Raw genomic sequence first — 25,922 nt, 5'->3', positions numbered from 1 at the left:
TTTTTTTTCAACCGAGGAAATATGAAATCCGCTCCTTCAAAAAAATCCTTTTTTTCAGTTTTGTTTTTTTCACTTTTTTCTTGTCTTTTTGCACTTCCGGGCGTAACAAAAAAAATTCCGGATTTGTCGGGACAGTTCGTTTATTACGAAGACAAAAGCTTTGAGCGCGAATCATATTTCGGAATCATTTTCTACGACGAAGGAACTTACGGTCTGCGCTATTTTGCACCGTCAAAAACAGACGTCAAGCCACTTTTACCAAAAAAAGACATTCAAATTCTTTTTTCGCTCGATATTACAAAAAAATACGTTGAACTTACCGGCGAACGCATAATTTCCGCAATTACGCCAGAAGACACAGATATAATCAATTATCTTCACGATATGCTTTACGAACTTACGGCACGCCTCCAAAAAGCTTCTCCAAACGGTTTTATCGAAGACAAAATTACCGTTCCACAGGAATTTGAACAATTTGGCGGCGAGGTAAAAGTCAATTTCGACCCGCTCATTCCAATTTTCAACGTAAAATCAATCGAAGACTCAACTGGAAAAATCGTTTTTAACCTTGTAACCGCAGGTCAACTTTCTTCTTCTTCCGACGAAAATTTCAGTGCATTTGAGGGACTTCCTGTAAAAACCGAAGACCAGCATTCATTTTCTCTCAATAAAAAAGCCGAAAAACAAAAAATCACCTATAAAAAAACTTCCGGCTACACCCAGAAAATCACTCTCGACAGCCAGTGGACAGCAAAAGCCGAAAATTTTTACACGCTTTCAAACAGCGCAATTCTCGCTTTCGACGTAATCGACCTTTCAAAAACCGATTCCGCACAAAAAGCAAACGTTTCCAACACTCTTTTACAAAAATTCACACTCGGCACAGACGGAACTTATCCTTATTCGCAATTGCAAAAATTAGAAACCTCAGCTTCCGGAACAAAAGTGTCAAACCTCTTTTTTAACGACATTTCAAAATCTTTTACGCGGGATTTCAAAATTTTAACACAACTCGACGAAAACCACCTTGCAATAATGTCATTGACCGTTTTTCAGGGAGTCTACAGCAAAAACAGCAAATATTTCGATTCAGTTCTAAAATCGTATTCAGCAAAATAAATTTTTGAATTTTGGGTGGCTTTTTGCGCCGCAAAAACCGGGCTTTTCAGGGTTCCGCCTTTCGGCTCCAGACGCTTCCTTCACTCGCTGCTCTCGTTCAGTCCAGTGTCCGGCTTCGCCGCCCTTACAATCCCTGCCACATTTTTTTAATTAAAACTTGAGCGCGAAAGTGGACTTCCAATCCAAATTCCTTCACTTCCCAAATATTCTTTTTTCTGGCCTTCAATCAAAAACTGAACGCTGTTTACAGTTCCAAATTCTGTCGCAGTATAAACAATCTGCATAAGCTGAGCCTGATAACCGTCCATTCCGACCGTATTAAATTCAAATTGCTCATTAAAATTCAAATAGGCAACACCATCGCGCACAGAAGCCGACAAAAGCCTTGTTCCCTCAGGAATTAAACTTCTATAACCGCGTCCACTTTCCTGCGCATTCGGACCGGCAAGCAAAATATTCATATTAGTCACAAGAGGCGAATCATTTTTTTCAACAGGACGCGTAATCATTTTTCTGCTCAAAGTTCCATCTTCGCCAATATAAACAAAATAAATTTTTTGGTTAGTTACAGTAATAGTTTTCTTTTCAGGAACTTTTGGTTTTTCTTCTTTTTTTATATTTGCCGGAGAAGTTTCCGAACTTTTTTCTATTTTTTCCTCATTTTTTACAACCTTCGGTTTTTCTTCCGTTTTTTCGGTCTTTTTTATTTCTGCGCCAGAATTTTCTTTTTTCTGCTCAGAAACACTTTCATCCGCGGATTTATTTTCATCAATTTTTTCAACCAAAGGCAAAACTTCTGTTCCCAAATTTTCTTGAGAATTCTGTTTTTTTTCGGTTTTTAATTCAATAACAGTTTCAATTTCCGGTGTTTTTTTTTCTTTTACTTCATGCTTTTGAATAAATTCCGGAGTACTTCCAAAAAGACGTTCAAAAAATCGCGTCGTTTTTAAATTTGAATATATATCGTCCTGTTTTACCAAAAACACAATTAAAAGAATCAAAAATCCAAGAATCCAGCAAGCGAATGCCAAACCTGTCGAATTTTTTCTGTTTTTTTCATTTTTTGCCATATCATCTAGTATAATTGACACCAAATTAAAAGTCCACGCAAAGCAGCCGAAGTTTGACAGAAGCGAAAAATTTTCGCAATTCCACTTGTTCCATTTTCTTTTAAACATTAAACTAATATCCGTACGAAATTTTAAATTGAGGCGATTTATGGATAAAAAAGGTGCTTTCTACGAACACAAAGAATTTGATTTAATTACTTTTGGAGAAACAATGCTTCGTCTTTCTCCTCCCGTAAATGAACTCATTTACAAAAGCGACTCTTTTAAAAAGCATGCGGGCGGAGCAGAACTCAATGTTGCCTGTGGAGTTTCTCTTTTAGGCTGCCGTTCTGGAATCATCACCCGTCTTCCAAAGAATCAACTTGGAACTTTCATCAAAAACCGCATCCGCTCATCTTCTGTCAGCGACGACTTTATTATCTGGGACGAATCTCCAGAAGCTCGTGTCGGAATTTATTTTTATGAAAATGGAGCTTATCCTCGCAAGCCGACAGTTGTTTACGACCGCAAAAATTCTTCCATCACAAAAATCAAGGAATCTGAAATTCCGGAAGACATTTACAAAAAAGCAAGAATGTTCTATACATCAGGAATTACTCTGGCTTTGAGCGAAGCAACCCGTACTCTCGCAATCGACATGATAAAAAAATTCAAGGCAGAAGGAACTCAGATTGCTTTTGACGTAAACTACCGCGCAACACTTTGGGACGAAGAAACAGCCCGCGAAACAATAAAACACGTTCTTCCTTATGTCGACGTTCTTTTTATTTCCGAAGAAAGCTGCCACCGTATGTTCCAAATGAAAGGAACTCTCGAAGACATGCACAGACAGTTCTGCCGCGATTATCCAAACATCCAGTTGATTGCAACTTCACAACGCGAAGTAATCAGTCCAAAAGTGCATTCATTCGGTTCTACGCTGTATTTAAAACGCCTGGACAAATTTTATCGCGAAGAACCTTACAAAGACATCGATGTTGTTGACCGCATTGGTTCTGGCGACGCTTATTGTGCCGGTGTTCTTTTTGGGCTTCTTCATTACGACGATGCTCAAAAAGCAGTTGAATTCGGTAACGCAACTTGTGCTACAAAAAATACAATTTTCGGAGATCTTCCAGTTTCCGACTTCCGCGAAATCGAAGCGATTATCAAGGCCCATCACTCAAAAGGCAAACAGTCGGAAATGAACCGTTAATAAAACAGTTCATTTTTCAAAAAAAATCGGTGGTTTAAGAGCAAATAAACTCTTGACCACCGATTTTTTTTCGATTGAATAAATTTTTAGTCTAGAAAAAACGCCAGACATTGCAATTTTCTTTATTTTCTCATCTCATACAGGACAATTGCGGCTGCCTGCGCAACATTTAAACTTTCAATAGGACGATCAGCGCTTTCTCCAAATGCACTCGTATTAGGAATTATAATAAGCTCGTCACAATTTTCTTTTACCTGTTTTGAAATTCCGTGCTCCTCATTTCCAAGAACTATCAAAGCCGCTTTATTTGCGCTTAATTCCTTTAACTTTCCTACTGGCTGAGTTGCATTTACATCTGTGCCAAAACGAAGCATTTTTCCTTTCATTGCTTCCAGCAAACGTACAATCGACTTTACAGAATAAATATTTACATATTCCATTCCACCTTGCGCAACCCGGTATGAACTTGTTGTAATCGAAGACTGGGCTTCGTCCAAAGGAATAATAACGTTTTTAACACCAAAAAAAGCCGCGCTTCTTACAATCGCACCAAGATTATTTGCATTGCCAACGCGGTCAAGGAGTAGGGCAGACTCGTTTTCATGCAGCCATTTGTTGGTCACATCGCTGTCCAAAGGGTTGATTTCCGGCTGATCAATCATTGCAACCACACCCTGATGATGAACACTTCCGCAAAGTTTTTCTAATTCTTTTTCATCTTTTACTTTATTGTACGGAGCTTTTCTTTTTGCAAGTGATTTACATAATTCACCAAAAGAATTCATTCTTTCTTCGGTATAATAAAAACGCCTTATTTTCTGGGGATTTTCTTTAGCAAGTGCTTTTACAGCCTCAAAACCACAGACTGCAAGTTCTTTCTTTTGTGTATTTTTCATATATTGAATATAAATCAAATTTAAATAAAAAAAAAGCGGTACCTTTCGATACCGCTTTTCGGGTTAGCTAATTTACTAAAAACTAGTAAAGAAGGTTCATTTCCTTCATCTTAGCAATACCAGCCTGTTCCCAAGCTTTTCCACCCATGTTGTTGAATTCTGCCAACCAAGCATCCCAGTTAGCTTTTGTAAGCTGGCGTTTGCCTGTCATAAATTCAACTACACCCTGTTCGTAGAAACGCTGAAGGTCAGCATCTGGAAGAGGGAGAAGAGAAGCACCAATTACTGGTGTCCATGGTTTAGACTGCATTTCGCGGAGAGCCTTCAAAGAAGAAAGCTGTTTCTTTGAAACTGCTGTTGTATAAGTTGGGTAACGAGAAATAAGTTCAGCATCTGAGTTGTAGTAAACCATGTTGCGGAGCTGTGTCAAAGGCTGCATCTTTGGTTTAGAGAAAGCCAAGTTCTTATCTGGAATACCATCTTTTGTTGGTGCACCTGTTTTTGGATCGAGTACATAGTTTACACCTTCAACACCGTATCCAAGGAGGTAGTAACCTTCGTCAGAAGACATCCATTCAAGAAGACGAGCAATCATCTGTTTCTTTGTAATAGTCTTTTTAGTTCCATCAACATCTTTCCAGTTTTTGATTGTCTGGTCAGCGTTTGATTTTGCTACACAGTAGCGACGGTAAGCCTGATCATAAACACCAGCAGCTGATTTTCCTTTTGGTCCAACTGGTGGATCAACGATAATCAAATCACCTTTAGGGAAGTTCTGATCGAATGGAGCATAGTTTGATTCTGCAAATGCAGCAGCGTTCTGTTCACGGAAGATACCGAATTTTCCCTGTTTCCAAGAAGCACGGTAGTCGTCCTTTTTGTAAGCTGTCCAGTTTGGATCAATAACTTTTGCATCAATGATTTTCTTGAGGAATTCAAGAGCGTCATAATATTCTGGTTTGTTGATGTTAAGACCTGCACCGTCTTTAGACATAGACCAAGTTCCAGCAACACCAAATGCACCGAACCATGGGTCAAAACGAGCACCAAGACCTTCACACATTGGCTTAAGTTCGATATAAGCACCGAGACCGTATGTATCGTTCTTTCCGTTTCCATCTGGATCTTTGAAAGTAAATGCTTTCATTACTTCGAAGAATTCATCTGTTGTCTTAGGAACTTTGAGTCCGAGTTTGTCGAGCCAGTCTTTGCGGATAAGGATACCTTCGTTACGAACGATTGTACCTGGCTGATCAAGACCATAGCAAACACCGTTTACAGTAGAGTGCTTGCGGGCATCTTTATCATAAAGTTTTGCAGTGCGGTTAGGCATCATTGCAAACATATCATCTACAGGAGCAAGAAGTTTCTGTTTTGTCAAAATCTGGAAACAGTTATCGCTTACCATGAACAAGTCAGGAAGAGAGTTAGCAGCACCAGCAGCGTTGATTTTTGTATCCTGGTCAGATTCGTTTGAAGGAAGAGCTGTTATAACCAAGTTAATTCCGAGCTTTTCCTTAATAATTTTATAAGCAACCCAGTCAGCAGGTGGTGGACCAGCTTCTGTTACAGCAGCACCGTACCAAAGTTCAATGTCAACTGTACCGTCTTTGTTTGCCTTCCATTTTTTTGCAGCAAAAACTGGAGAAGCAACTGTAAGAACCAAAGCGATGAGCGCGAGATTCTTGAAAAAGTTTTTCATTTTATCCTCCTTATATTGAATCGAATGAAAACAATTTTATAAATAAAAATACCCGATTTTAAAAATCGCGATACCTTAATTATAGCACAAAAAATTGACCAGACAATATTTTTTTTATCATCTGGTCAACAAATGCAGTGCTAAAACTTAGCCCTTAACAGAACCAAGCATTGTACCCTTTGTAAAGTATTTCTGAATAAATGGATAAGCAATAATCATAGGAATTGCCGACATAAATACAGAAGCCGCCTTAATAGCCTGTACAGAAGCATTACCGAAAGCGTTTACTTCAACGTATTCGTTCATACCAGAAGCCATCAAAATATTGCGGAGCAATATTGGAAGTGGCTGCAAGTAAGCTTCGTTCAAGTAAAGCATAGCGTGCATGAAGTCGTTCCAGAAGTTTACAGCGTAGTACAAACCGATTGTCATAATGATTGGTTTTGACAATGGAAGAATAATAGACACAAGAACATACCATTCAGCAGCACCGTCAATACGAGCAGATTCTTTCAAAGATTCAGGAATTCCTTCAAAGAAACCACGCATAATCAAACAGTTGTATGTACCAATTGCACCTGGCAAGAAGATTGAAGCCAAGTGGTTTGTAAGATGAAGATTTGTTACAACAAGGTATGTTGGGATTACACCAATATTGAACAAATATGGAATAAGTACAAAGTAGTTAAGGACTTTGCGACCTGGAAGATCAGAAACAGACATACAATATGCCATAGGAACTGTAAGAGCGAGAGCAGTTACAACACCAAATGCCATAATCTTCAATGAGTTCCAGAAAGCTGTAATAAATCCAGCGTTACCGAGCAAAGCTTTGTAAGCAGAAACATCCCATTTCCATACAGGAAGGAACATACCTTCAAAGTTTGTTCCGAGGAATGAGTTTGGACGGAAAGAAAGTGTGATTGTAGACCACATTGGGATCGCAATAATTACACCAATAAAAATAAGAAAAGCATTGATACAAATATAGAATGTGCGATCACCTGCAGTAAGTTTTACTGTACTTGGTTTTGTCATTTTAGTCTCCCTTAATTACAGAAGTGAAGAATCAGCAAGTTTTTTAGTAACAGCGTTAGATGCCATTACAAGAAGCATACCGATTACACCCTTGAAAATACCAACGGCAGTAGCAAGAGCAAACTTGAACTGCAGAAGACCCTGACGATATACCCAAGTATCGATAATATCGGCTACAGAATATACAGGAACAGAGTACAACATGAACATCTGGTTAAATCCAGCATCAAGAACTGTACCGAGTTTAAGAAGAACTACAGTTACAATTACTGGTTTAATAGACGGAATTGTAATATACCAAACACGCTGAACAGCAGATGCGCCTTCAACCATTGCAGCTTCAAACAATGAAGGGTCAATTCCCATCAAAGCGGCAATAAAGATAATTGCAGCCCATCCCATTTCCTTCCATGCATCAGAAATGATTACAATAGCAGGGAATGTGTGAGTGTTTGTAAGAAAGTCTACTGGATCACCGCCAAAAAATTTAACGATGTCGTTTACCATACCATCACCAGGAGCCAAAAGTACAAGCAGGATACCGTACATAATAACCCACGAAAGAAAGTGTGGAAGGTAAGCAAGAGTCTGTACAACTCTACGAAGAATGTCATGAGTACATTCATAAAGAGTTACAGCAAGAATAATTGAAAGTGGAACACTGATTACAAGTTTTAACAAACTGTAAAAAATTGTGTTGCGAAGCAATTCACCAAAATAGAATGACTGGAAGAAATCTACGAAATTGCGGAATCCAATCCAGCTACTTCCCCAAATTCCATCTGCAGGCAAAAAGCTTTTAAAAGCAATCTGTCCGTTCACAATTGCACCATACTTCAAGACAGCATAGTAAACAGCTGGGATAACGAGCAGTGCATAAACAGAATAGTGTCTCTTAACATCTTTCCAAAGGTTTTTCTTTGGAGCTTTAAGAGCTGTTGTTTCTTGTGCGATCATATTTAACCTCAGTTCTTTTATAATAACTTTTTTTATATAAAATTGACAAGCGTTTTATTGGACAAAAACGAACTATGCTTAAAAAATTCTTACTGTTTTGTCCGAATTTTTCCAGGTGGAATACCGTAGACCTTTTTAAATACTCTACAAAAATATGCCTGATCCTGAAAACCAGATTTTTCTGCAATTTCGTAAATTGTGTCATTCGTTTCAAGAAGCATTTTTGTCGCAAGGAAAATTCTATAACGATTTAAGTATTCCCAGAGCGAAAGTCCAATTTCTTTATGGAAAATTCTCGTCAAGTAATCTTCGCTAACGTGAACAGTGTCGGCAAGCTTCCATCTTACAATCTGCTGAGAAGCATTTTTATTAAGATAAAGAATCGCTTTTTTTACCAGCGCGCCTGTATGCGGCGGCATAATTTCATCACCTGCGAGAATTTCGTGAATTCTACTTTCAAACTGTTCAGAATCAGCAGCTCCGCTATTACACAAAATAATTCTTGGATGAGCGCACAAAAGCTCAACTTCTTCTTCAGAAGAAATTGTTTCCGGCAAGACGATAATTGGCACAAGGACAGTTTTTGGATTTTTTCTGATCTTCTTTATGCTTTCTTCATCAATTGATTCAAAAACAATCAGCGAAGGTGTAATTTCTTCAAGGATATGCTCAAATTCCGCCATTGACTGAATTTTTACGCTGTTAGAATCGGTCGCCCAAGTTCCATAATTCGTACGTTTTGCATTTATAAATAAAACCGGAGCAGATTTTTGAGCGCGGACCTTCGATTCAAGCATTTCAACAAAATTATGACTTATAAGCTCGTGACTGTAACACAAAATCGGTGCACGGAAAAGATTTTCGTTATGACGCAAACTGTAAACCTTTACCCATTCGTCAATCGGAGCGTTGTCAGACCGCCAGTAGAGAACTGCATTTTCGGGCTTGTCATCGGCCAGAGCGTCAAAATTTACAACCGGCATATCGAAAATTTCCGAAATTGTTTCTTTAGAAGAAAGATTTATAACATTTTTCGGAGACTTTTCCGTTTTTACCGGCGGAAGTCCTGCAAGATTAGGCCAAGGCAAAATTATCAAAAGCGATTCATCATCAATTTTTTGAACTTCGCCGTACTGCAAAAGAATAATCTTTTCTGCCAGCAAGAATTCCGGATCTTTCCAATCGAGATGCCTTGTCCTTAAGTTGATTTTTAACCCTTCATATCCGGCAGAAAGCGACATTGTGCCTTTTCCGTCGCCAAAAAAAGTGAGGAGGGCTTTTTTTAAGCGGTCAGGATCTCCGTAAATAAGCGGAAATTTCTGGTTTAAGGAAGCAACAACGCTTCCCGGCAAAACTTGACGAATGTCAAAAAGTTTTTTATCCATCGGCAAATCGTCAACCTGCGAACGGGTAAGTTCAACAAGAGTAACGGTTTTATGAAGCTGAGACTGAATTTGAGAGCGAAGGAATATCAGCTGTTCAGTAAGAATATCCTGATCTACAATGCCTTTTTCTATATTTCCCTGCATTTGGAATATTTTTGCAGACAAATCTTTTAAAGGATCGCAAAGTTCGCTTCCAACATTTGCAAAAAACTCAGTTTTAGCAAATTCCGCTTTTTCGGCTTTTTGACGCGCCTTGTCGATTTCTTTAAATAGAAGAATATTTTGAATCGTGTTTCCAACCGAAACCCTCAGCCCTTCGTAAACGCTTCCATCGCAGTCAGAATAGCCATTTATCATATAGCCGAGAGGTTTATTTTCCATAAAAAGCGGCTGGACAAGATAAACTCCGTATTCAAAATCTTTTTTAAATTCTTCCGGAACCAAAAGTTTTGAAGAAAAAAGCTTTTCTTCGAGGCAAAGCTCGCCAGAAGAATTAAATCCACCGACATATCTTGAAGTTCCGTCTTCTTCGTAAAGAACAAGAGCCGTGCTTCTAATTCCGATTTTTGGCAAATAATCCGAAAGAATTTTCATTAAAGCGTCAAAATCGTGGGCAGCGAGCAGGGCGCTTTTTAACGAACTAACAATCGACGCATTTTTTTCGCTAAAAGTCCTAAGTTCGCAAATTTTTCGCTGAATCTGAGGAATTATCAAATTTACAGTGCTTATAACCTTCGTTACATATTCTTCCGGCAAAAATGTCGAATTTTTAAAAAGACGCAATGCCTCATATAGAGTAAAAAGTTCACCTTCTTTCTTAAAATACACCGTCAAAACGTCGCTCAGACGGCGATAAAAATCCGACTGATTATTTTCAAACAACGCTTCAAAAAGAGGCAGAATCAGTTCTTCGCGCTCTTTTTCATCCGCATGAAAGAGTTTTGAAATCTCTTCAACAAAATCATCGCGGTTTTTTATACGTTTTTTTGAATCATAAAAATTCTGAAGATGCTTTAAATTATTACAACCGCAACTTTCACGGATTACAGGATATGCCGGCAAAACCGTATCTTCCACTTTTTCGCCATTCAAAAGCTGAACAAGCTTCTGATAAGCAACAACTCCGAGTTTTTCCATTGGCATATGAACCGTAGAAAGAGAAACAGAACTTACGCGGCTTTCTACAGAATCATTAAAACCGCCGCAAATATAATCTTTTGGAACCTTGTAGCCGTGCTTTTCAAAATATTCAACCGAAGAAAGGGCAATCATATCGCTGGCACACAAAAGAGCGTCAAAATCTTTTCCAGGAACTAAATTTCTTTCATTATAAAGCTGAACCGCGCCTTTTTCGCTTTCGTACCAATCCGTATAATCAGAAATCAAATTTTCGTCTAAAATTCCGGCTTCTTTTACAGCATCAAAAAAACCGCGGAAACGATCCTGAGCCGAAGTATGATTTTTTGGACCGCGGATAAACGCAATCTTTTTTGCGCCATGAACTACAATCAAGTGTTTTGTTAATTCTTTCATTCCTTCGTAGGCATCAAAAGAAACACTTGGCGCGCCGTTAATTTTTTGACCAATAGTTACAAATGGAAGATTTTCAAATTTTTTATGAAATTCAACACTCTTTTCGTAAGAAACGCCGTTGCTTATGCTCGAAGCCCAGCTTATCAAACCATCAAGATTTTCTGAATTAACAAGTTTATAGATTTCGTTAAAAAGAGAATTTGCGCCAGAATTGCTTAAATTGCTTCCAGGAAAAATAAAAAACGAACCTTTTTCTTGAGAAGCGTAATTTGCAAGTTTAAACCAAAGCTTTAATGACGATCCAAAATGAATTGTACTCAGAGCAAAACCGATTCTTTTTCCAGACGTGCCGATATTCAAATTTTCCCCCAACATATAATCATACGGATTTTATTATTATGTCGTTTTTTTTACAAGTGCTTCCGTTATTGTACAAAGGATTTAAAATATTTTTAAAGTTTTGGAGCGCATTTTTCTCACAAACCCGCTTTCCACCCTTCCGCATCCGCTCCATTTCCTCCGGAAACTCCGGGGTTCCAATCGGGGCTATAAATTTTCCTCTAATTGAAAGTCTTATCCATAAATGATAAAATCAAACATTATTTTTGGAGGCTTCTAAAATGGCATTAAAGTCTATACAAGACGTTGTAAAAACTGTAAAACGTCCAGAAAAAATTCTTCAGTTTGGTGAAGGCGGATTCCTCCGCGCATTCGTAGACTGGCAGATTGATATTGTAAACGAAAAAACCGACTTCAACGGAAATGTTGTAATCGTTCAGCCGCTCGAAAAAGGCATGGTTGACACAATGAACGCTCAGAACAACCTTTACACAACTGTTCTCCGCGGCATGAAAGACGGAAAACCAACAGTTGAAACACGCACAATCAACTCTATCAGCCGTTCTATCAACCCTTACACAAATTACGATGATTACATTGCATTGGCTTCAAACCCGGACTTGCGCTTTATCGTATCTAACACAACTGAAGCAGGTATTCGTTTCGACGCAGAAATCGACGGCGTTCCAGTAACTCTTGACCAGAAGCCACAGAAAAACTTCCCTGCAAAAGTTACAGCATTCCTTTATAAACGTTTCCAGGCTTTTAACGGCGATGTTTCAAAGGGAATGATTCTTATTCCTTGTGAACTTTCTGACCAGGCAGGTCTTAACCTCCGCATCAACATTCTCCGCTATGCAGAAATGTGGCAGCTCGGACCAGACTTTATCAACTGGTTTGACGAAGCTTGCGATGTCTGCTCTTGTCTTGTTGACCGCATTGTTCCGGGATATTTCCCACTTCTTACAAAAAATGAAAAAACAGGCAAAACTCAGGCTGAAGAAATTTGCGAAAAACTTGGCTACGAAGATAAACTCCTCGACTCAGCAGAACTTTTCCACTTCTGGGTTATCGAATCTAAAAAATCACACGAAGATGAGCTTCCACTCGTTAAAGCAGGACTTTCTGTTAAGTGGGTTCAGAACATGGATTACTACCACACAAGAAAAGTACGCATCTTGAACGGCGCACACACATCTTCTGTATTGGCAGCTTTCCTTGCAGGTTCAAACTACGTTCAGGACATTGTATGTTCAGAAAAAGTTGGAACAGGCTTTAACACACCAAACGCTGACGCCCAGAAATTTATGCGCAACGTAATCTTCAACGAAATCATTCCTTCAATCAACGGAGATCAGGAAGACCTTAAGGAATACGCAGAAAATGTATGGTCACGCTTCCAGAATCCGTTCAACCCGCACCGCTTGATCGAAATTTCTTTGAACTCAGTTGCAAAATACTGGACACGTTGTCTTCCATCTGTAACACAGTACATGGCAAAGAACAACTCAGTTCCAAAACTTCTTTCGTTCTCAATTGCCGCTTTGATTGCTTTCTACAACGGAACAGAAATCAAAACAGACGAAAAAGGCGCAAAATATCTTGAATCAAAGAGAGAAGAAGGCGTTTATCCAAACAAAGATACACTTCCAGTTCTCGAATTCTTTGCTGCCCTCAACAAAGAAACAAAAGACGCAAAAGTTATTACAAACAAAGTTCTTTCAAATGTTGACTTCTGGAAAGAAGACCTCACAAAATACAAAGGACTCGAAGCAAGCGTAGCACAGAACCTCGCAGACATTCAGACTAAGGGTATGAAAGCCGCACTTGCAGACATTGTAAAATAGTTAATTTCAAATACTATAACAGCAAAAAAAGGCTGTCCTGATTTTTAGGACAGCCTTTTTTTGTTTATAGAAAGAGATAAAAAGTAAAGCCGCCAAAGACCCTTTCCGCTTATGCGAGAAAATATGCAAAAACGCACTAGCGATGTGCAGGGTGCGAAGCAGACGGCATTTTTGCCGGCCGGAGCGAATAGCGCAGCCCGGAACGTAGCGCCGCCTTTTGGCGGAGTGCCCGAATTTTGATAATGACTTTTTACTTATAAAATGATAGATTTTCAGAACGCACGTAACTTATTTTTAAGTTACTTTTGGGGGTACTATGAGCAAAATCGCTATTAGAATTAATTCGGCTGACATTGTAGCTGTCGCACTTCAGCCACTGGCAAAAGGTACGGAAGTTACTCTTGAAGCTTCTGGAAATGCGCCGGAAACTAAGGTAACTCTTACAGAGGATATTACAGCCGGTCATAAATTCGCAATCCGCGACATTAAAAAAGACGAGCCTATCATAAAATACGGATATCCGATTGGCGCTGCTACTCAGGATATTCCTGTTGGAAGCCATGTTCACACACACAACATTCACACCTTGCTTTCTGAAAAATTTGAATACACTTATAATGAAGAAAACGCAAAAGCCGCTTACGAAAAATGGTACAAGGAAACCGAAGACTTGCGCAAAAATGTTCCTTCTGTAAACGTTTACAAACGCGCAGACGGCCGCATTGGTATTCGTAACGAAATTTGGATTGTTCCGCTTGTTGGCTGTGTTAATAAAATTTCTGAACGCCTTGCAACATGGGCAAACGCAAAATTTTTTGATGGCGAAGAGCCAAAACCAAATACAAATGGCGGTCTTGAAGGAATTTTTGCATGGACTCATCCTTATGGCTGTTCTCAGATGGGTGGCGACAAAGAAACAACTGCAAAAATTTTGGCAGATTTAGTTCATCACCCGAATGCCGGCGGCGTTCTCGTTGTTTCTCTCGGTTGTGAAGAAAACAATATTCCTTATTTTAAGGAGTTTTTGGGCGAATATGATGAAAACCGCGTAAAATTCATGACAACTCAGCAAACAGAAGATGAACTTTCGGCTGGAAAAGAACTGATTACTGAACTTGTAAAATATGTTGGCCAGTTTAAGCGCGAGTCTGTTCCTCTTTCAGAAGTTGTTCTTGGAATGAAGTGCGGTGGTTCGGACGGAATGTCTGGAATTACGGCAAATGCTTTGATTGGCCGGGTTTGCGATGCTATGACCGGAATGGACGGCCGCGTAATGCTCACTGAAGTTCCAGAAATGTTTGGCGCTGAGCAAATGCTTATGAACCGCTGTGTTGATAAAAAACGCTTTGACGAAACTGTAAATCTTATCAACGGATTTAAAGATTATTACGCCCGCCATAATCAGGTTTGCTACGAAAATCCAAGTCCAGGAAACAAGGCCGGTGGAATTACAACTCTCGAAGACAAATCTTTGGGTTGTGTTCAGAAGGGTGGAAAAGCGCCTGTTACAGGTGTCCTCAAATATGGTGAACGTCTGACAGAAAAAGGTCTTACTCTTCTTGAAGGTCCAGGCAACGACATTGTTTCTACAACAGATATGACTGCTGCTGGAGCAAACATTATTCTGTTCTCTACTGGACGCGGAACTCCTCTCGGTGCTCCTGTTCCAACTGTAAAAATTGCAACAAATCATCCTCTCGCAGAAAAAAAATCTGACTGGATTGATTTTGACGCAGCACGCCTTTTAGACGAGCCAAGCGACAAAGTACGCGACGCTCTCCTTGAATTGATTTGCGATATTTGTTCTGGAAAAAAACAGACAAAGAACGAAATCAACGGCTACCGCGAAATTGCAATCTTCAAAGACGGTGTAACTCTGTAATTTTTATTGAATAACAGATTGCCTGAAAAGTATAAATTTACTTTTCAGGCTTTTTTTTTATTTAAAGTTGTTCGAGCAAAGCACTAAAGGGAATTGTTTTTTTCTGAGAACTTTTATGTTCTCCTAAATGTTTTTCCATCCAAACCATGCTGTACCAGCGGTCAAATTTGTATCCGCAGTCTTTAAAAACTCCTACCATTCGGTAGTTCATTTTTTCGTGGAACTTTACACTGGCTTTTGTAAGAAATTCATCTTCTCGTTCTGTATAGGCAATACAAGCATAACAGTTCAAAATATTTTGTTTTTTAAGAAGAAATTCGAGGTTTTTGAGCAAAATTCCGCCAATTCCCATCTTTCTGTATTCTTTTTTCACATAAATTGATGTTTCTATTGACCAATCGTACGCAGCCCGGGATTTTAATTCTCCGGCATAGGCATATCCCAAAATTTCGTCTTCTGGAGAAACTGCAATCAAATACGGATATTTTTTAAGAGTTTTTTCGATTCGAGCGCGAAATTCCTGCAAAGTTGGAGTTTCAATTTCAAAACTAATCGCCGTATTTTCAACATAAAACTTGTAAATATCTAAAAGCTCGGCTGCATTTTCTGGAGAAGCCACCTTTATTTTTATATTTTCTTTAATATTCATAAATACTCTCGCTTAAACAAAGATTTTCCGGTAAAACTTCAATTTCCTTTCCAAAACGCAAATAAAACAAAAAGGTTCTTATTTTTTCTTCTGGAACTGACAGCATTTGAGAAACTGCGCGTCTATAACAGGCCAATTGTGAATAATAAATTTCCGGACGAATTTCCTGGTTTGTTTTGTAATCAACAACAAAAAAATTTCCATCCTTTTCTTTAAAAACCAAATCAATTATACCAGACAAAATTTTTTCGCCAAACCGGCTTTTAAACTCAAATTCTTCTTTGCGCCAGATTGAACTCAGTGCTTTTTTTCCAAGTTCAGAATTCAAAAATTCTTTCGTCATTTGTTCACAAATTTTTTCAACTTTCTTAATATCACCCGTGCTATTTTCCAATCCCGAAACGTCCTGATTATTATACGGAACTTTTATTTCCTGTCCGTAAAATTTCAACGCAGTTTCGAGATAGGAATGCGCGATTGTACCAAAATTGTTAAAGTCAAAATTTTTGTGTCTTTCAATAATTTCATTTATTTCGGCAAATGGTAAATCCGTCCGGTTTTTATTTTCTAGAGATTTTTTAAATTCATCTTTTTCAGCTTCTTCGTACAGTTTGCTCGGAGAAACATAAATTTTTTCAACCAGATCTTTTTTTATAATTTGAGAGCTTTCGTAAGGACTTTGTTTTGAAAGAGCTTTTACAAAATCAATTTTTGCTTTTTGAGTATTTGGGCGTTTTTGTTCCGAAAAAATTTCGACTTGAGAAAATGGTTCAATTATTTCAATTTTTGAAAAAGGCGAGGCGTCTTGATAATTTGAATTTCCACTTTCGTCCTTTTTACTGTAAAAATCTATAACCGGAGCAAGAACTTTATAAATTGAATCGGCATTTTTTGTTCCGCCTGGCAAATATTCTTCAACATCTTTTGGAACTTCGTAACTGCTGTTTGTAATAAAAATTTCGTCTTCAGCGCGAGTAAGGGCAACATAAGTCAGACGACGCATTTCCGCACATTCTTTTAGCTCATTTTCGTTTTTTGCGAGAATATAAAAATAGTTTTTTGAATCCTTAAAATATGCCGGAGTATTCAGCGCAAATCCAAATTTTGAACTGTAATAAACAGGAACCGTGCTTTTTTCGTTTACAGAACCTCGTTGAGTATCGCAAATAAAGACGATTTTAAATTCAAGGCCTTTACTTTTGTGAACCGTCATAATATGAACGCCTTCTGATTTTTCGACAGGGACGTTTATTTCAAGTTTTGAATTTTCTTCTTCGTATTCAAACAAATAATCGACGAAACTGGCAAGATTTAAATTCTTTTCATCGCCTTCGCGGGCAAGCGCAAACAAAAGGTCGTAAAGTTTTTCGTACATTTTGACAGTTTCGTTCCACATTGTCTCAAACCGATAACCAAATTCATACCAAAGTTTTGAAACAGTCTTTGTAAGAGAATTTTCTTTTGCAAATTTTTTAACTTCTTCATAAAATTTTGCGGCATTTTTAAAACGAATTAAAGAATCTTCCTGCAAAATTTCTGCACTTTCGTCAGAAAAAACATCCTGCTTTAAGGAAAGAACAGCTTCAGTTTCCGTCACTGTTAAATTTACAAAAGGTGAACTCAAAACTTTTCCGTATGCCATTCTGTCGTCAGAATATGCACAAAGTTTTAAATAAGCGGCAATGTCGCTAACAGGTCCATCAGAAAAAAAACCTTTTAAGGTTTCTGTGTTGTACGGAATTCCATGACGCAAAAATGCGCGTTCAAAAACGGCTTGTTTTGAATACGACCTGAGCAAAATCGCCATATCCGAAAAATCATATCCCTCGCTGTGCTTTTCTGCAATTTTTTGGGCAACCCATTCGGCTTCGGCAAAAGTTCCGGTAAAAAATCCATTTGGAGCTTCTGTATTTTTTTCGTAAAAAGCAAGATTTACTCTTCTTTTTGAATTTTCATTTTTTTCTTCAATTTCGAGTTTTTTTTCATCTGGCAAAACAGAATGATAAATTGCTTCGTAAGGCGGAATTTCGTAATTATTTTTTTGCTGACGTTCGTTAAAAAAAACAGACGGCGGAGTTACCGCAAATTCAACATTTTTTGCATTTTTGTCAGAATACAAATCTCCGCCAAAAATTGTATTAAACGCAGAAATCAGTTTTGGATTTGACCGATGGTTTGTGTACATTTGCAAGGTTCCATCAGAAAAATCTTTTGCAAGATTATTAAAAACTTCGACATCTGCTCCACGAAAGCGATAAATACTCTGTTTTTCGTCGCCGACAAAAAACAATTTTTCTTTTTCAAGCTCTTCAACCGATGGAACGCCTTTTTCCATTCTTTCTTTTTTTTCTGCCAGAAGAAAAAGCATATTGCGCTGATCCAGGTTGTTGTCCTGAAATTCATCAATCATAATTGCCTTGTATTTTTCTTTTTCCATGGCACGAATTTCCGGATAATCGCAAAGAATCTGCAATGCCATATTAGAAACGTCGGCAAAAGTCAGGCAGTTCGATGAACGTTTTACATTCATTACAATTTCCTGGAATTCTTCCAGAAGAGGCAAAATTTTTTCCAAATATGGAATTCCGTAAATATAATTTGCAAGCGAAAGCAAATCGCTTTTTGCAGAACGAAACAAATCAATATTTTCCTTAAGCAAATCAACTTCTTCCGATTTTACCCTCGGTTTTGAATAATTTATTCCGTTTATTTTTTCCGCATATTCTTTAATTAACGAAAAATTTTGGTCTTCGATGTTTTCGTCTGTAATCTCTACAATTTCTGGAGAAACATTTTTATTTTTTTCTTTTATATACGCTTCAAACGACTTACTTTCCCGATTTCCAGAAAATTCATCTTCAAACCTTTCAATTTCGCTCAAAATTTCTGAAATTTTGTGAACTGTTTTATTCCATTCCTGAACAATTTTTGCAAACTGCTTTTTAAAATCCGCACGAAAATCTATTGGATTTGCGATTTTTGAATGGGCAAGAACCGGCTCAACAAAAAGTTTGTCCGCAACCGTCTCGTAATCTTGAACTTTTATAAATTCTTTTAAAGTTTCATTGTCGCGATGCTCAAGCAAAAAGGGCAGGGCTTTTGCCTTTACCTGAGTTTTTATGGTTTCATCATCCTGAACAAAATCTGGACTTATTCCGTAAAAACGGCAACCAAGTTTTGCGACGCTATTACAATAACTGTCCAAGGTTTTTATATTCGCCTTATAGAAATTCGCAGCCTGCTCGGGCGCTTCATTTTTTAAGACGTTGTAAATTCTTGAGGACATTTCGACCGTAGCCTTTTTTGTAAAAGTCAAAGTCAAAATCTGCTCAACGTTGTATTTATATTTTTTTATCAAATTCAAATATCGTAGAGAAAGAACTGTCGTTTTTCCAGAACCTGCTCCAGCTGCAACTACCGTATTTTTTATTGAATCAATTGCTTTTTGTTGTTCTGGCAACATCTGTTTTATATCAGCCATTTTTTCCTCCGTTATTCGTGTTTTCCGACGTTAAAAGTTTTTCGGCAGATTGAATTGTATTCACAGGCAGAACATTTTTCGTAATTTTGAACTTTTTCATTCAATTTAAAATCGCCAATTCTTATTCGCTGAACATAATTTTTTACAAATTCTATAACTTTTTCTGTAGTTTTTTTGAATTTTTCGCAATCTGGAATTTCTTTTTTTGAATTTGCCCGTCTTTGCATTTCGTAACCAAAAACCGGCCAAACCTTTGCTTCGTTTATGCTAAAAAACGCCGCATTTTGAATGCAAATATTTTTCTGCTTTTCCATAAGCCAAGTATAAGCCGGCATTTGAAAATCCGGAAAATTTTGTTCTTCAAGCGGCAAATTTTTGTTTATTTCGGCAGATTGAAGATTTTCGCCTTCTTCAGAAGTTTTAAATTCCTCTTCCTTAAAATACAAATTTTTTGGAACCGCCAAATCAGAATTTTTAAAATCGACCAAATAATACTGTCCATTTTCGCAATCTTTTAAAAGACAGTCGATTCTGCCGTTAAAAGTAAAATTAAATTCTTCGTCTTGAATCCGAAGCTCTCCTTCGCAATCGTCAACTTCGCAATTATTAAAAATTTTTGTAAATTCTTTTATGAAATTTAAAATTGTTCTTTTTATTGCAGGTCGCGTGGTTTTTAAGAGTTCCTTTTTTAAGAAGCAGTTTTTTTCGTTTCCTTCTCCGTCAAAATTTATTGCTTCCGTAATTGCGTTTTCAAGAATTTGTTCGTATTTTTCTTCAAGTTTATCTTCTTCAATTTCCAGATGAAAACCATTGTTTTTGAGCGCTTTTAAGTAAATTTCAAGAATTTTATGATACAAATTTCCGGCAGCAAATCTGTCGAGCAAAACCGCAGCCTTGTCCTGTTCTTTTAAATTCATTTCGCGGCAGGCAAAAAGCCACTTTCTCGGACAATCGTAAAATTTTGAAAGCAAACTTTTTGAAACATAAATTGAATTCTCGCCCGCGTTTCCGGCTGATTTTGAATTTAATTCTGTCACGGCATCGACCGCTTTTTCCTGCAAAACTGGTACGATTTTTTGAAAATTCATCCAGTTCTTAAAACTTTTTGACTGAATTTCTGTGATTTTTGGAGGAAATTCACAATTTTCGCTTCCAATAAACCATTCTTTTTCTAAATTATATGGATTTTCCGAAAAAAGAATTTTTTCATTTCTCAAATCGTTCATTTTTAAATAACTCACCGGCTGAGCATAAGCGTCGAGAGTTCTTTCTGCACACGTAAAATATGCTGGTTCTTTTAAACTGTTAAGCTGATAAAGTTGCACAAATTTGTCAGAAACGTTCGATTCGTCGCGATTTAAAAGCTTTTTACGCTTATTTTCGTTCAAAAAAGAAAAATCCTTATAAGAAACATTTAGCGAAGCCTGGCTCGAATCAATAACCAAATGACAGTCAAACGGAGCGCAGGCCGCCGTCTTATATTCATAAATTTGAACTCCAAATTCAGAAGCCTGTTCAAGATATTTTTTACTTTCAAGTTGTTCTGCAAAAAAATCAAACGGAGATGGAACTGTGCAGTCATATTGATTTTCAAGATCTATCAACGCTCCAAGTTCAGAAACGCATCTTCCAAGAATTTTATTTGCGCTGTCGCTGCAATTTTCCATATCAAAAAATTTGTTTCTAAACTCAAAATAAGAGGTTCGAATCGAATTGAAGTTTTTTGCCTGATTGAATTTTTTTAGATAAGTTTTAAGTGAATTATAAAAATTCTCAACCTCAAAATCTTTGTATTTTGCGTCGCCAAAAGATTTTTCCCAAACGTCTATTTTTTCGCCACCGTAAACATAACTGCAAATACAGTGATTTTCCTGACCAAAAGCAATCAATTTTTGAGCAAGCTCCGGGTTTTTCCACGGAAGAGAATCGTTTAAGAGCAATTTTTTTATTGAATCGTAACTGTTTTTTGAACTTACGCATTCTTTTATTTGATTGAATAGATTTCCGGCAGGAGTTCCGCTCAAAGGTCGCGAAAACCTTAATACATGCGGAATTTCCATAAGTTCAAGCTCGCGGTCAATGTATGAACCGTAAAGTTCCATATCTGGAACGCTGATTGCCATTGATTGCCAATCGATTTTTTTTTGATGATGAAGTTCAAAAATTTTATTTGCAATGTTTTTGAGTTCTACGCGCGAATTATTAAAAAATTTTACTTCGCTTTTATTAAAATTATTTTTTTCTGAAAAATCAGGAACGTTTACAAGTGTAATAAATTCTTTTGTTGATTCGAGAATAAATTTGTATTCTTCCCAGTCGGAATTGATTTCTGGAAAAAATATAAAATAATGCTTTCCATTGCTTTTAAAAGGCGGTTTTTCCCAGGCTGGATCAAAAAATCCGTATTTATTTAAGAATTCGGTGTATTTTTCGTAAAGAACGAGCAAATCCTGGTCTTCGGCATCTTTTTGAGAAGAATTTTTTTCGAAATATTCTTTCCACATTCCAAGTTTTGGCAAAATCGAAGCAATCCAGGTGCTAAAACTTTCCGCAGTTTTTGAGTATTTTTCTGAAATTAAACTCTTAAAAAAAGGTTTTTCGGCATTTTGTTCAATCAACCGCGAAACAAAAATCTGGCGCATTGTTGAAGGAACAGAAATTTTATTTTGATTTTCGCTTCTTACGGCTTCGCCTTTAAATTTATCCCATGCCAAAAATCTCTCGAGAGCAACTGCCTGACAGTCCGTAACAAAAATTGAACGGTCTGCCCAAAGAGATGCTGCAATTTCCGTAGGAAAAACAAAAACCGTATCTTGATTTTTTATATTTTCTTTTAAGATTTTTTCAACTATATTTTCTGAAATTTCTGCCATTTTTATTCTGCCAACCTTTTTTCAAAAGAATTTAAATTATACTACGATTTTTATAATCGCGAAACAGAAAAACTTACGCCGGATGCGCAAGGCCCAGGTTTTTGGCGGCGGTTGAGCCGTCAAAAATGAAGCAAAGCGGAACCTGAAGCAGCCGGTTTTTAAGAAAATGTTTCGCAATAAAAAAAATTATTTTTTTTGAGGGAAATGCCGTCCAAAATTTTCATAAATTTTTTTTAGAAAAAGTTCATTTTTGTTTGCCTCGTGTACAATTTTCTAAAATCGTACTAAAATATTAGTGATTGTGATTCTAAAATTTGGAATCGTAAAATTATTTTTTGGAGTTAGATATGAAAAAATTCATGGACAAAAACTTCCTGCTGGACACAAAAACAGCACAAAAACTTTTTGAAGCCTGCAAAGACGAGCCACTTTGGGACTATCACTGTCACCTTATTCCAGCTCAGATTGCTGAAAACAAAAAATTCAAAAACCTTACAGAGATTTGGCTCGGTGGTGACCATTACAAATGGCGTCAGATGAGAACTTACGGAATCACTGAAGATTATATTACTGGCGACAAACCTGATTATGAAAAATTCCTTAAGTGGGCAGAAACAATCGAACACCTTATCGGAAACCCTCTTTACCACTGGACACATCTCGAACTCCAGCGCTATTTTGGAATTTACGAGCCTTTGACAGTTGAATCTGCTCCACGCATCTGGGAAAAAGCAAATGCAATGCTTCAGTCTGACGAACTTTCTGTAAAGGGAATTTTCAAGAAATTCCACGTTTATGCAGTTGGAACAACTGACGATCCTATTGATTCTCTTGAATATCACAAGGCAATCGCTGCAGGAACAGCTCCAATCGGAAAAATTGAAACTAAAGTTCGCCCGTCTTATCGTCCAGACAAGGCTCTCAACATCAACCTTCCGACATACAAAGACTACATTGCAAAACTTTCAGAAGTTTCTGGAATCAACATTAAAACTTCTGACGATGTAATTGCCGCTCTGATCAAACGCCTCGATTACTTTATCGAAAATGGCTGCCGTGCTTCTGACCACGCTCTCGAATATCCACCATGCAAAGTTGATTCTGATGCAAATATCGACGCAGTAGTTGCCCGCGCCATCAACGGCGAAGTTATTTCTGAAGCCGAAGCTGAAGCTTACAAGACAAAAGTTCTCGTAGCTCTTGGACGCGCTTACGAACAGAGAGGAATCGTTCAGCAGTGGCATATGAACGCAATCCGCGACAACAACAAGGCAATGTTCAAAAAACTCGGTCCAGATACAGGATTTGACGGTTCTCACGACAAACCAATCGCAGAAAATCTCGCAGGTCTTCTTTCCTTGATCGAAGCTGCCGGCGGAACTCCAAAAACAATTCTCTACACACTCAATCCAAAAGATTACTACTCAATCGGAACAATCATGGGTTGTTTCCAGGGCAGCGGAATTAAAGGAAAAATCCAGCTCGGTTCAGGCTGGTGGTTCTGTGATCATAAAGACGGAATGGAACAGCAGATTAAGGTTCTCGGAAACCTCGGCATGATTCCAGCATTTGTCGGAATGTTGACAGACTCACGCTCATTCCTTTCATACTCTCGTCACGAATATTTCAGAAGAATTCTCTGCAATATCATTGGAACTTGGGTTGAAAACGGTGAATATCCAAACGACATGGAAATGCTCACAAAAATCGTAAAAGACATTTCGTTCGGAAATGCTCTCAACTACTTTGGAAAATAAAATTTCTAAAGTCTTTAGTAGAATGAACTAACGTTCGTTAGTAAATAACTGCTAAAATAAAAGCCTTTGCACAAAGTTCTTAAAAACCAAGTGCAAAGGCTTTTTTAATCTATTTTTGCTTTTCAAACTTCTTTTTTTCAAATTCAAACTTTTCTTTAAGTTTTTCAACAGCGTCTTTTAATTCCAGCGATTCTGATTTTGTAGACAGCCAGAAGTGTATTTTTTCTTTATTTTCTTCGCTCGCTTTTCTAATCTGCTGCTGCAAATTTTCAAGCCGGACTATAAATTTGCTTTCCTTTGCAAATTTTCTGATTTTTGCCATAAGATTTAACGAATAAACAACATCAACCGTAAAAACACCGTAAAAAAAACCAATCACCATGCAAAAAGTCAGATGATTTGTAAACCAGGCAAGCCACGACAAAATTCTCGGATGAATAAAAAAATAGTAAACCGCGCTTAAAATCCACCAAAAAACAGTATAGAGAGGGCAAATTATTCCCTGAATATTTCCCCTGCAATTTGAATAATCCCAAAGTTTAATTTTCATTCCTTTTATAAAAATCAAGCCGGCAATATACTCAAAAAGCGTAATGCAAAACGCCATAAGCACAAAAAGCACAATTTTTCTCGCAAATGCGTTTTCCACAAAACTTACATCAATAAAACTCAGCAAAAACAAAATCGTAAGCGAAAAACCGTAAAGCGGCAAATAAGGCCCAATCAAAAATCCCGGATTAATCCATTTTTTTTCAGGATTGTTGCTGCTAAAAAAACGTCGCCAGACAACTTCAATTCCCCAGCCAATAAGACTTCCAGCAAAAAATAAAAACTCAACAATTAAAAATACACTCATTTTTCTAAAATACTCAAGTTTTGTTTTATAGTCAATTTTTTTGGACGGCATTTCCCTTAAAAATAAAAATCGACCGTCGGTGTTCTTTTTTCTCAAAAACCGGCTGCTTCAGGTTCCGCCTTTGCTGCATTTTTGGCGGCTTATAGACGCCAAAAACTTACGCCTTACGCATCCGGCGTAGAACTTATTTTTCCACAAAATTCACTTAAAAATTGCAAATTTTGCAAAAAAAGTCCGTTCAATTCAAAAGAATCAAACGGACTTTTAGACTACCTGTTGTTAGTTTAACTAATGCTTGTTAGTTACCTTGCTTTTACAACTTCAATGTCAAATGCAATATAAGCACCGCCAGGAATTACTCCAGGATAACCTTGATCGCCATAAGCAAAATCTGAAGGAATTACAACAGTTCTTTTTTCGCCAAGTGACATATCCTGAACCATAATATCAAATCCCGGAATCATCTGGCCACTTGCTGTAACAAATTCCAATGGACCGCGTCCAGCCGACTGATCAAACACACGGCCATCAACCAAATATCCTTTGTATTCGCAGGCAACGTTTTTGCGTCCGCCAATCTTTACACCGTTTCCGGCTTTTGTTGTTTTCCAATAAATTCCGTTTGCATCAACTGCAAAACCAGGGAAATTCTTTTCAACTTCTGCAATTTTCTTTGCATTTGCAGCTTTTTTTGCTTCTGCAGCCTTTGCTTTTACTTCGCCTTCAAGTCTGTCAAAATCTGCCTGAGTAGCAGTAAAACTCTTTGCTTTTTCTCCCTGACGAACGATAGTTATTTTTTCAATCTTATCATCCTGTTTTACATCATTTACAACTTTCTGACTGTCAGCATTTACAACTTGTCCAAAAATTGTATGTTTTCCGTTCAACCAAGTTGTCGGAACATGTGTAATAAAAAACTGAGAACCGTTTGTTCCCGGACCGGCGTTTGCCATTGCAAGATAACCAGGCTTGTCAAAAGTCAAATCGTCAAAACATTCATCTGCAAAACGATAACCTGGGCCGCCTCTTCCTGTTCCTTCCGGATCTCCGCCCTGGATCATAAAATCTGCAATTACACGGTGAAATTTCAATCCGTCGTAAAAATGTTTTCCTTTGCAAACGTCCAAGGTTCCTTCAGAAAGACCGACAAAGTTTGTTACTGTCAAAGGTGTTTTTTCATAAAAAAGTTCAAGAACAATTGAACCTTTTGAAGTTTCCATTATTGCAAAAACACCGTCTTTTCCTTCAATAGCTTTTAATTCTTTATCCATTGTTTTACATCCTCCAAAACCGATTGTTAGAAAGCAAAATATTGCCGCAAAAAATCTAGTTTTCATATATTT

The 25,922-nt window shown here is 37.6% G+C and carries 16 protein-coding genes; 5 read left to right on the top strand and 11 right to left on the bottom strand.

Going from position 1 to position 25,922, the window contains the following annotated elements; all coding sequences use genetic code 11:
- Positions 1 to 60 precede the first annotated feature (60 nt).
- On the top strand, positions 61 to 1,119 hold the full coding sequence (locus tag B5D47_RS09585) for a DUF7954 domain-containing protein (RefSeq protein ID WP_234970005.1): 1,059 nt from the start codon (positions 61 to 63) through the stop codon (positions 1,117 to 1,119).
- A 146-nt stretch (positions 1,120 to 1,265) separates the two neighbouring features.
- Here the strand turns inward: B5D47_RS09585 and B5D47_RS09580 are convergent, their stop codons facing one another.
- The gene (locus tag B5D47_RS09580) at positions 1,266 to 2,189 is read right to left on the bottom strand and encodes a GerMN domain-containing protein (RefSeq protein ID WP_159443523.1); all 924 of its coding nucleotides are present in this window, start codon (positions 2,187 to 2,189) and stop codon (positions 1,266 to 1,268) included.
- 148 nt (positions 2,190 to 2,337) lie between these two features.
- Between B5D47_RS09580 and B5D47_RS09575 the strand changes: the two genes are divergently transcribed.
- Positions 2,338 to 3,384, top strand: a complete 1,047-nt coding sequence (locus B5D47_RS09575) for a sugar kinase (RefSeq protein WP_078931618.1) — start codon at positions 2,338 to 2,340, stop codon at positions 3,382 to 3,384.
- Positions 3,385 to 3,506: 122 nt separating this feature from the next.
- Here B5D47_RS09575 and B5D47_RS09570 read toward each other — a convergent pair whose 3' ends face one another.
- From B5D47_RS09570 to B5D47_RS09550, 5 genes are all read right to left on the bottom strand, one after another.
- Positions 3,507 to 4,280 (bottom strand): TrmH family RNA methyltransferase, encoded by a 774-nt coding sequence (locus B5D47_RS09570; protein WP_078931645.1) that lies wholly within the window; start codon positions 4,278 to 4,280, stop codon positions 3,507 to 3,509.
- An 82-nt stretch (positions 4,281 to 4,362) separates the two neighbouring features.
- Positions 4,363 to 5,982 carry an extracellular solute-binding protein gene (locus B5D47_RS09565; RefSeq protein ID WP_078931617.1) on the bottom strand — a complete coding sequence of 540 codons (1,620 nt, stop codon included), beginning with the start codon at positions 5,980 to 5,982 and terminating at the stop codon, positions 4,363 to 4,365.
- 147 nt (positions 5,983 to 6,129) lie between these two features.
- Complete coding sequence (locus B5D47_RS09560; protein WP_078931616.1) at positions 6,130 to 7,020, bottom strand: carbohydrate ABC transporter permease; 891 nt, start codon at positions 7,018 to 7,020, stop codon at positions 6,130 to 6,132.
- 15 nt (positions 7,021 to 7,035) lie between these two features.
- Positions 7,036 to 7,977 carry an ABC transporter permease gene (locus tag B5D47_RS09555; RefSeq protein WP_078931615.1) on the bottom strand — a complete coding sequence of 314 codons (942 nt, stop codon included), beginning with the start codon at positions 7,975 to 7,977 and terminating at the stop codon, positions 7,036 to 7,038.
- An 89-nt stretch (positions 7,978 to 8,066) separates the two neighbouring features.
- Positions 8,067 to 11,270 carry a helix-turn-helix domain-containing protein gene (locus B5D47_RS09550; RefSeq protein WP_078931614.1) on the bottom strand — a complete coding sequence of 1,068 codons (3,204 nt, stop codon included), beginning with the start codon at positions 11,268 to 11,270 and terminating at the stop codon, positions 8,067 to 8,069.
- Between the two features lie 245 nt (positions 11,271 to 11,515).
- Here B5D47_RS09550 and B5D47_RS09545 point away from each other — a divergent pair, with 245 nt between their 5' ends.
- Entirely contained in the window at positions 11,516 to 13,081 is a 1,566-nt protein-coding gene (locus B5D47_RS09545; protein ID WP_078931613.1) for a tagaturonate reductase, read from the top strand.
- A 316-nt stretch (positions 13,082 to 13,397) separates the two neighbouring features.
- The gene (locus B5D47_RS09540) at positions 13,398 to 14,963 is read left to right on the top strand and encodes a UxaA family hydrolase (RefSeq protein ID WP_078931612.1); all 1,566 of its coding nucleotides are present in this window, start codon (positions 13,398 to 13,400) and stop codon (positions 14,961 to 14,963) included.
- A 61-nt stretch (positions 14,964 to 15,024) separates the two neighbouring features.
- Here the strand turns inward: B5D47_RS09540 and B5D47_RS09535 are convergent, their stop codons facing one another.
- Genes B5D47_RS09535 through B5D47_RS09525 form a run of 3 tightly spaced genes read right to left on the bottom strand, consistent with a single transcriptional unit; the run spans position 15,025 to position 21,966 of the window.
- Positions 15,025 to 15,612, bottom strand: coding sequence for a GNAT family N-acetyltransferase (locus tag B5D47_RS09535; RefSeq protein WP_234970003.1), 588 nt, complete (start codon positions 15,610 to 15,612; stop codon positions 15,025 to 15,027).
- Positions 15,602 to 19,093: a UvrD-helicase domain-containing protein gene (locus B5D47_RS09530; RefSeq protein ID WP_078931611.1), complete on the bottom strand. Its 3,492-nt coding sequence runs from the start codon at positions 19,091 to 19,093 to the stop codon at positions 15,602 to 15,604. The genes B5D47_RS09535 and B5D47_RS09530 overlap by 11 nt, the downstream gene beginning before the upstream one ends.
- An 11-nt stretch (positions 19,094 to 19,104) precedes the next feature.
- Positions 19,105 to 21,966, bottom strand: a complete 2,862-nt coding sequence (locus B5D47_RS09525) for a PD-(D/E)XK nuclease family protein (protein WP_078931610.1) — start codon at positions 21,964 to 21,966, stop codon at positions 19,105 to 19,107.
- Positions 21,967 to 22,313: 347 nt separating this feature from the next.
- Here B5D47_RS09525 and uxaC point away from each other — a divergent pair, with 347 nt between their 5' ends.
- Positions 22,314 to 23,723, top strand: a complete 1,410-nt coding sequence (gene uxaC, locus B5D47_RS09520; protein WP_078931609.1) for a glucuronate isomerase — start codon at positions 22,314 to 22,316, stop codon at positions 23,721 to 23,723.
- 109 nt (positions 23,724 to 23,832) lie between these two features.
- Here uxaC and B5D47_RS09515 read toward each other — a convergent pair whose 3' ends face one another.
- Together B5D47_RS09515 and B5D47_RS11860 are read right to left on the bottom strand one after the other, a co-directional pair.
- A complete protein-coding gene (locus B5D47_RS09515) occupies positions 23,833 to 24,579 on the bottom strand; it encodes a putative ABC transporter permease (RefSeq protein ID WP_078931643.1) in 747 nt (248 codons plus the stop codon).
- Between the two features lie 302 nt (positions 24,580 to 24,881).
- A complete protein-coding gene (locus tag B5D47_RS11860; RefSeq protein WP_078931608.1) occupies positions 24,882 to 25,916 on the bottom strand; it encodes a peptidylprolyl isomerase in 1,035 nt (344 codons plus the stop codon).
- Between the last annotated feature and the right edge of the window lie 6 nt (positions 25,917 to 25,922).

This window comes from Treponema berlinense, from assembly GCF_900167025.1.
Lineage (GTDB): Bacteria > Spirochaetota > Spirochaetia > Treponematales > Treponemataceae > Treponema_D > Treponema_D berlinense.
The sequence above is the reverse complement of the archived record's forward strand: the minus strand, read 5'-3'. Positions and strand labels throughout refer to the sequence as shown.

Excerpts from the sequence above, each read along its gene's own strand:
- B5D47_RS09580 (WP_159443523.1), bottom strand. The coding sequence starts at position 2,189 with ATGGCAAAAAATGAAAAAAACAGAAAAAATTCGACAGGTTTGGCATTC.
- B5D47_RS09575 (WP_078931618.1), top strand. The coding sequence starts at position 2,338 with ATGGATAAAAAAGGTGCTTTCTACGAACACAAAGAATTTGATTTAATT.
- B5D47_RS09570 (WP_078931645.1), bottom strand. The coding sequence starts at position 4,280 with ATGAAAAATACACAAAAGAAAGAACTTGCAGTCTGTGGTTTTGAGGCT.
- B5D47_RS09565 (WP_078931617.1), bottom strand. The coding sequence starts at position 5,982 with ATGAAAAACTTTTTCAAGAATCTCGCGCTCATCGCTTTGGTTCTTACA.
- B5D47_RS09560 (WP_078931616.1), bottom strand. The coding sequence starts at position 7,020 with ATGACAAAACCAAGTACAGTAAAACTTACTGCAGGTGATCGCACATTC.
- B5D47_RS09555 (WP_078931615.1), bottom strand. The coding sequence starts at position 7,977 with ATGATCGCACAAGAAACAACAGCTCTTAAAGCTCCAAAGAAAAACCTT.
- B5D47_RS09550 (WP_078931614.1), bottom strand. The coding sequence starts at position 11,270 with ATGTTGGGGGAAAATTTGAATATCGGCACGTCTGGAAAAAGAATCGGT.
- B5D47_RS09545 (WP_078931613.1), top strand. The coding sequence starts at position 11,516 with ATGGCATTAAAGTCTATACAAGACGTTGTAAAAACTGTAAAACGTCCA.
- B5D47_RS09540 (WP_078931612.1), top strand. The coding sequence starts at position 13,398 with ATGAGCAAAATCGCTATTAGAATTAATTCGGCTGACATTGTAGCTGTC.
- B5D47_RS09535 (WP_234970003.1), bottom strand. The coding sequence starts at position 15,612 with ATGAATATTAAAGAAAATATAAAAATAAAGGTGGCTTCTCCAGAAAAT.
- B5D47_RS09530 (WP_078931611.1), bottom strand. The coding sequence starts at position 19,093 with ATGGCTGATATAAAACAGATGTTGCCAGAACAACAAAAAGCAATTGAT.
- B5D47_RS09525 (WP_078931610.1), bottom strand. The coding sequence starts at position 21,966 with ATGGCAGAAATTTCAGAAAATATAGTTGAAAAAATCTTAAAAGAAAAT.
- uxaC (WP_078931609.1), top strand. The coding sequence starts at position 22,314 with ATGAAAAAATTCATGGACAAAAACTTCCTGCTGGACACAAAAACAGCA.
- B5D47_RS09515 (WP_078931643.1), bottom strand. The coding sequence starts at position 24,579 with ATGAGTGTATTTTTAATTGTTGAGTTTTTATTTTTTGCTGGAAGTCTT.
- B5D47_RS11860 (WP_078931608.1), bottom strand. The coding sequence starts at position 25,916 with ATGAAAACTAGATTTTTTGCGGCAATATTTTGCTTTCTAACAATCGGT.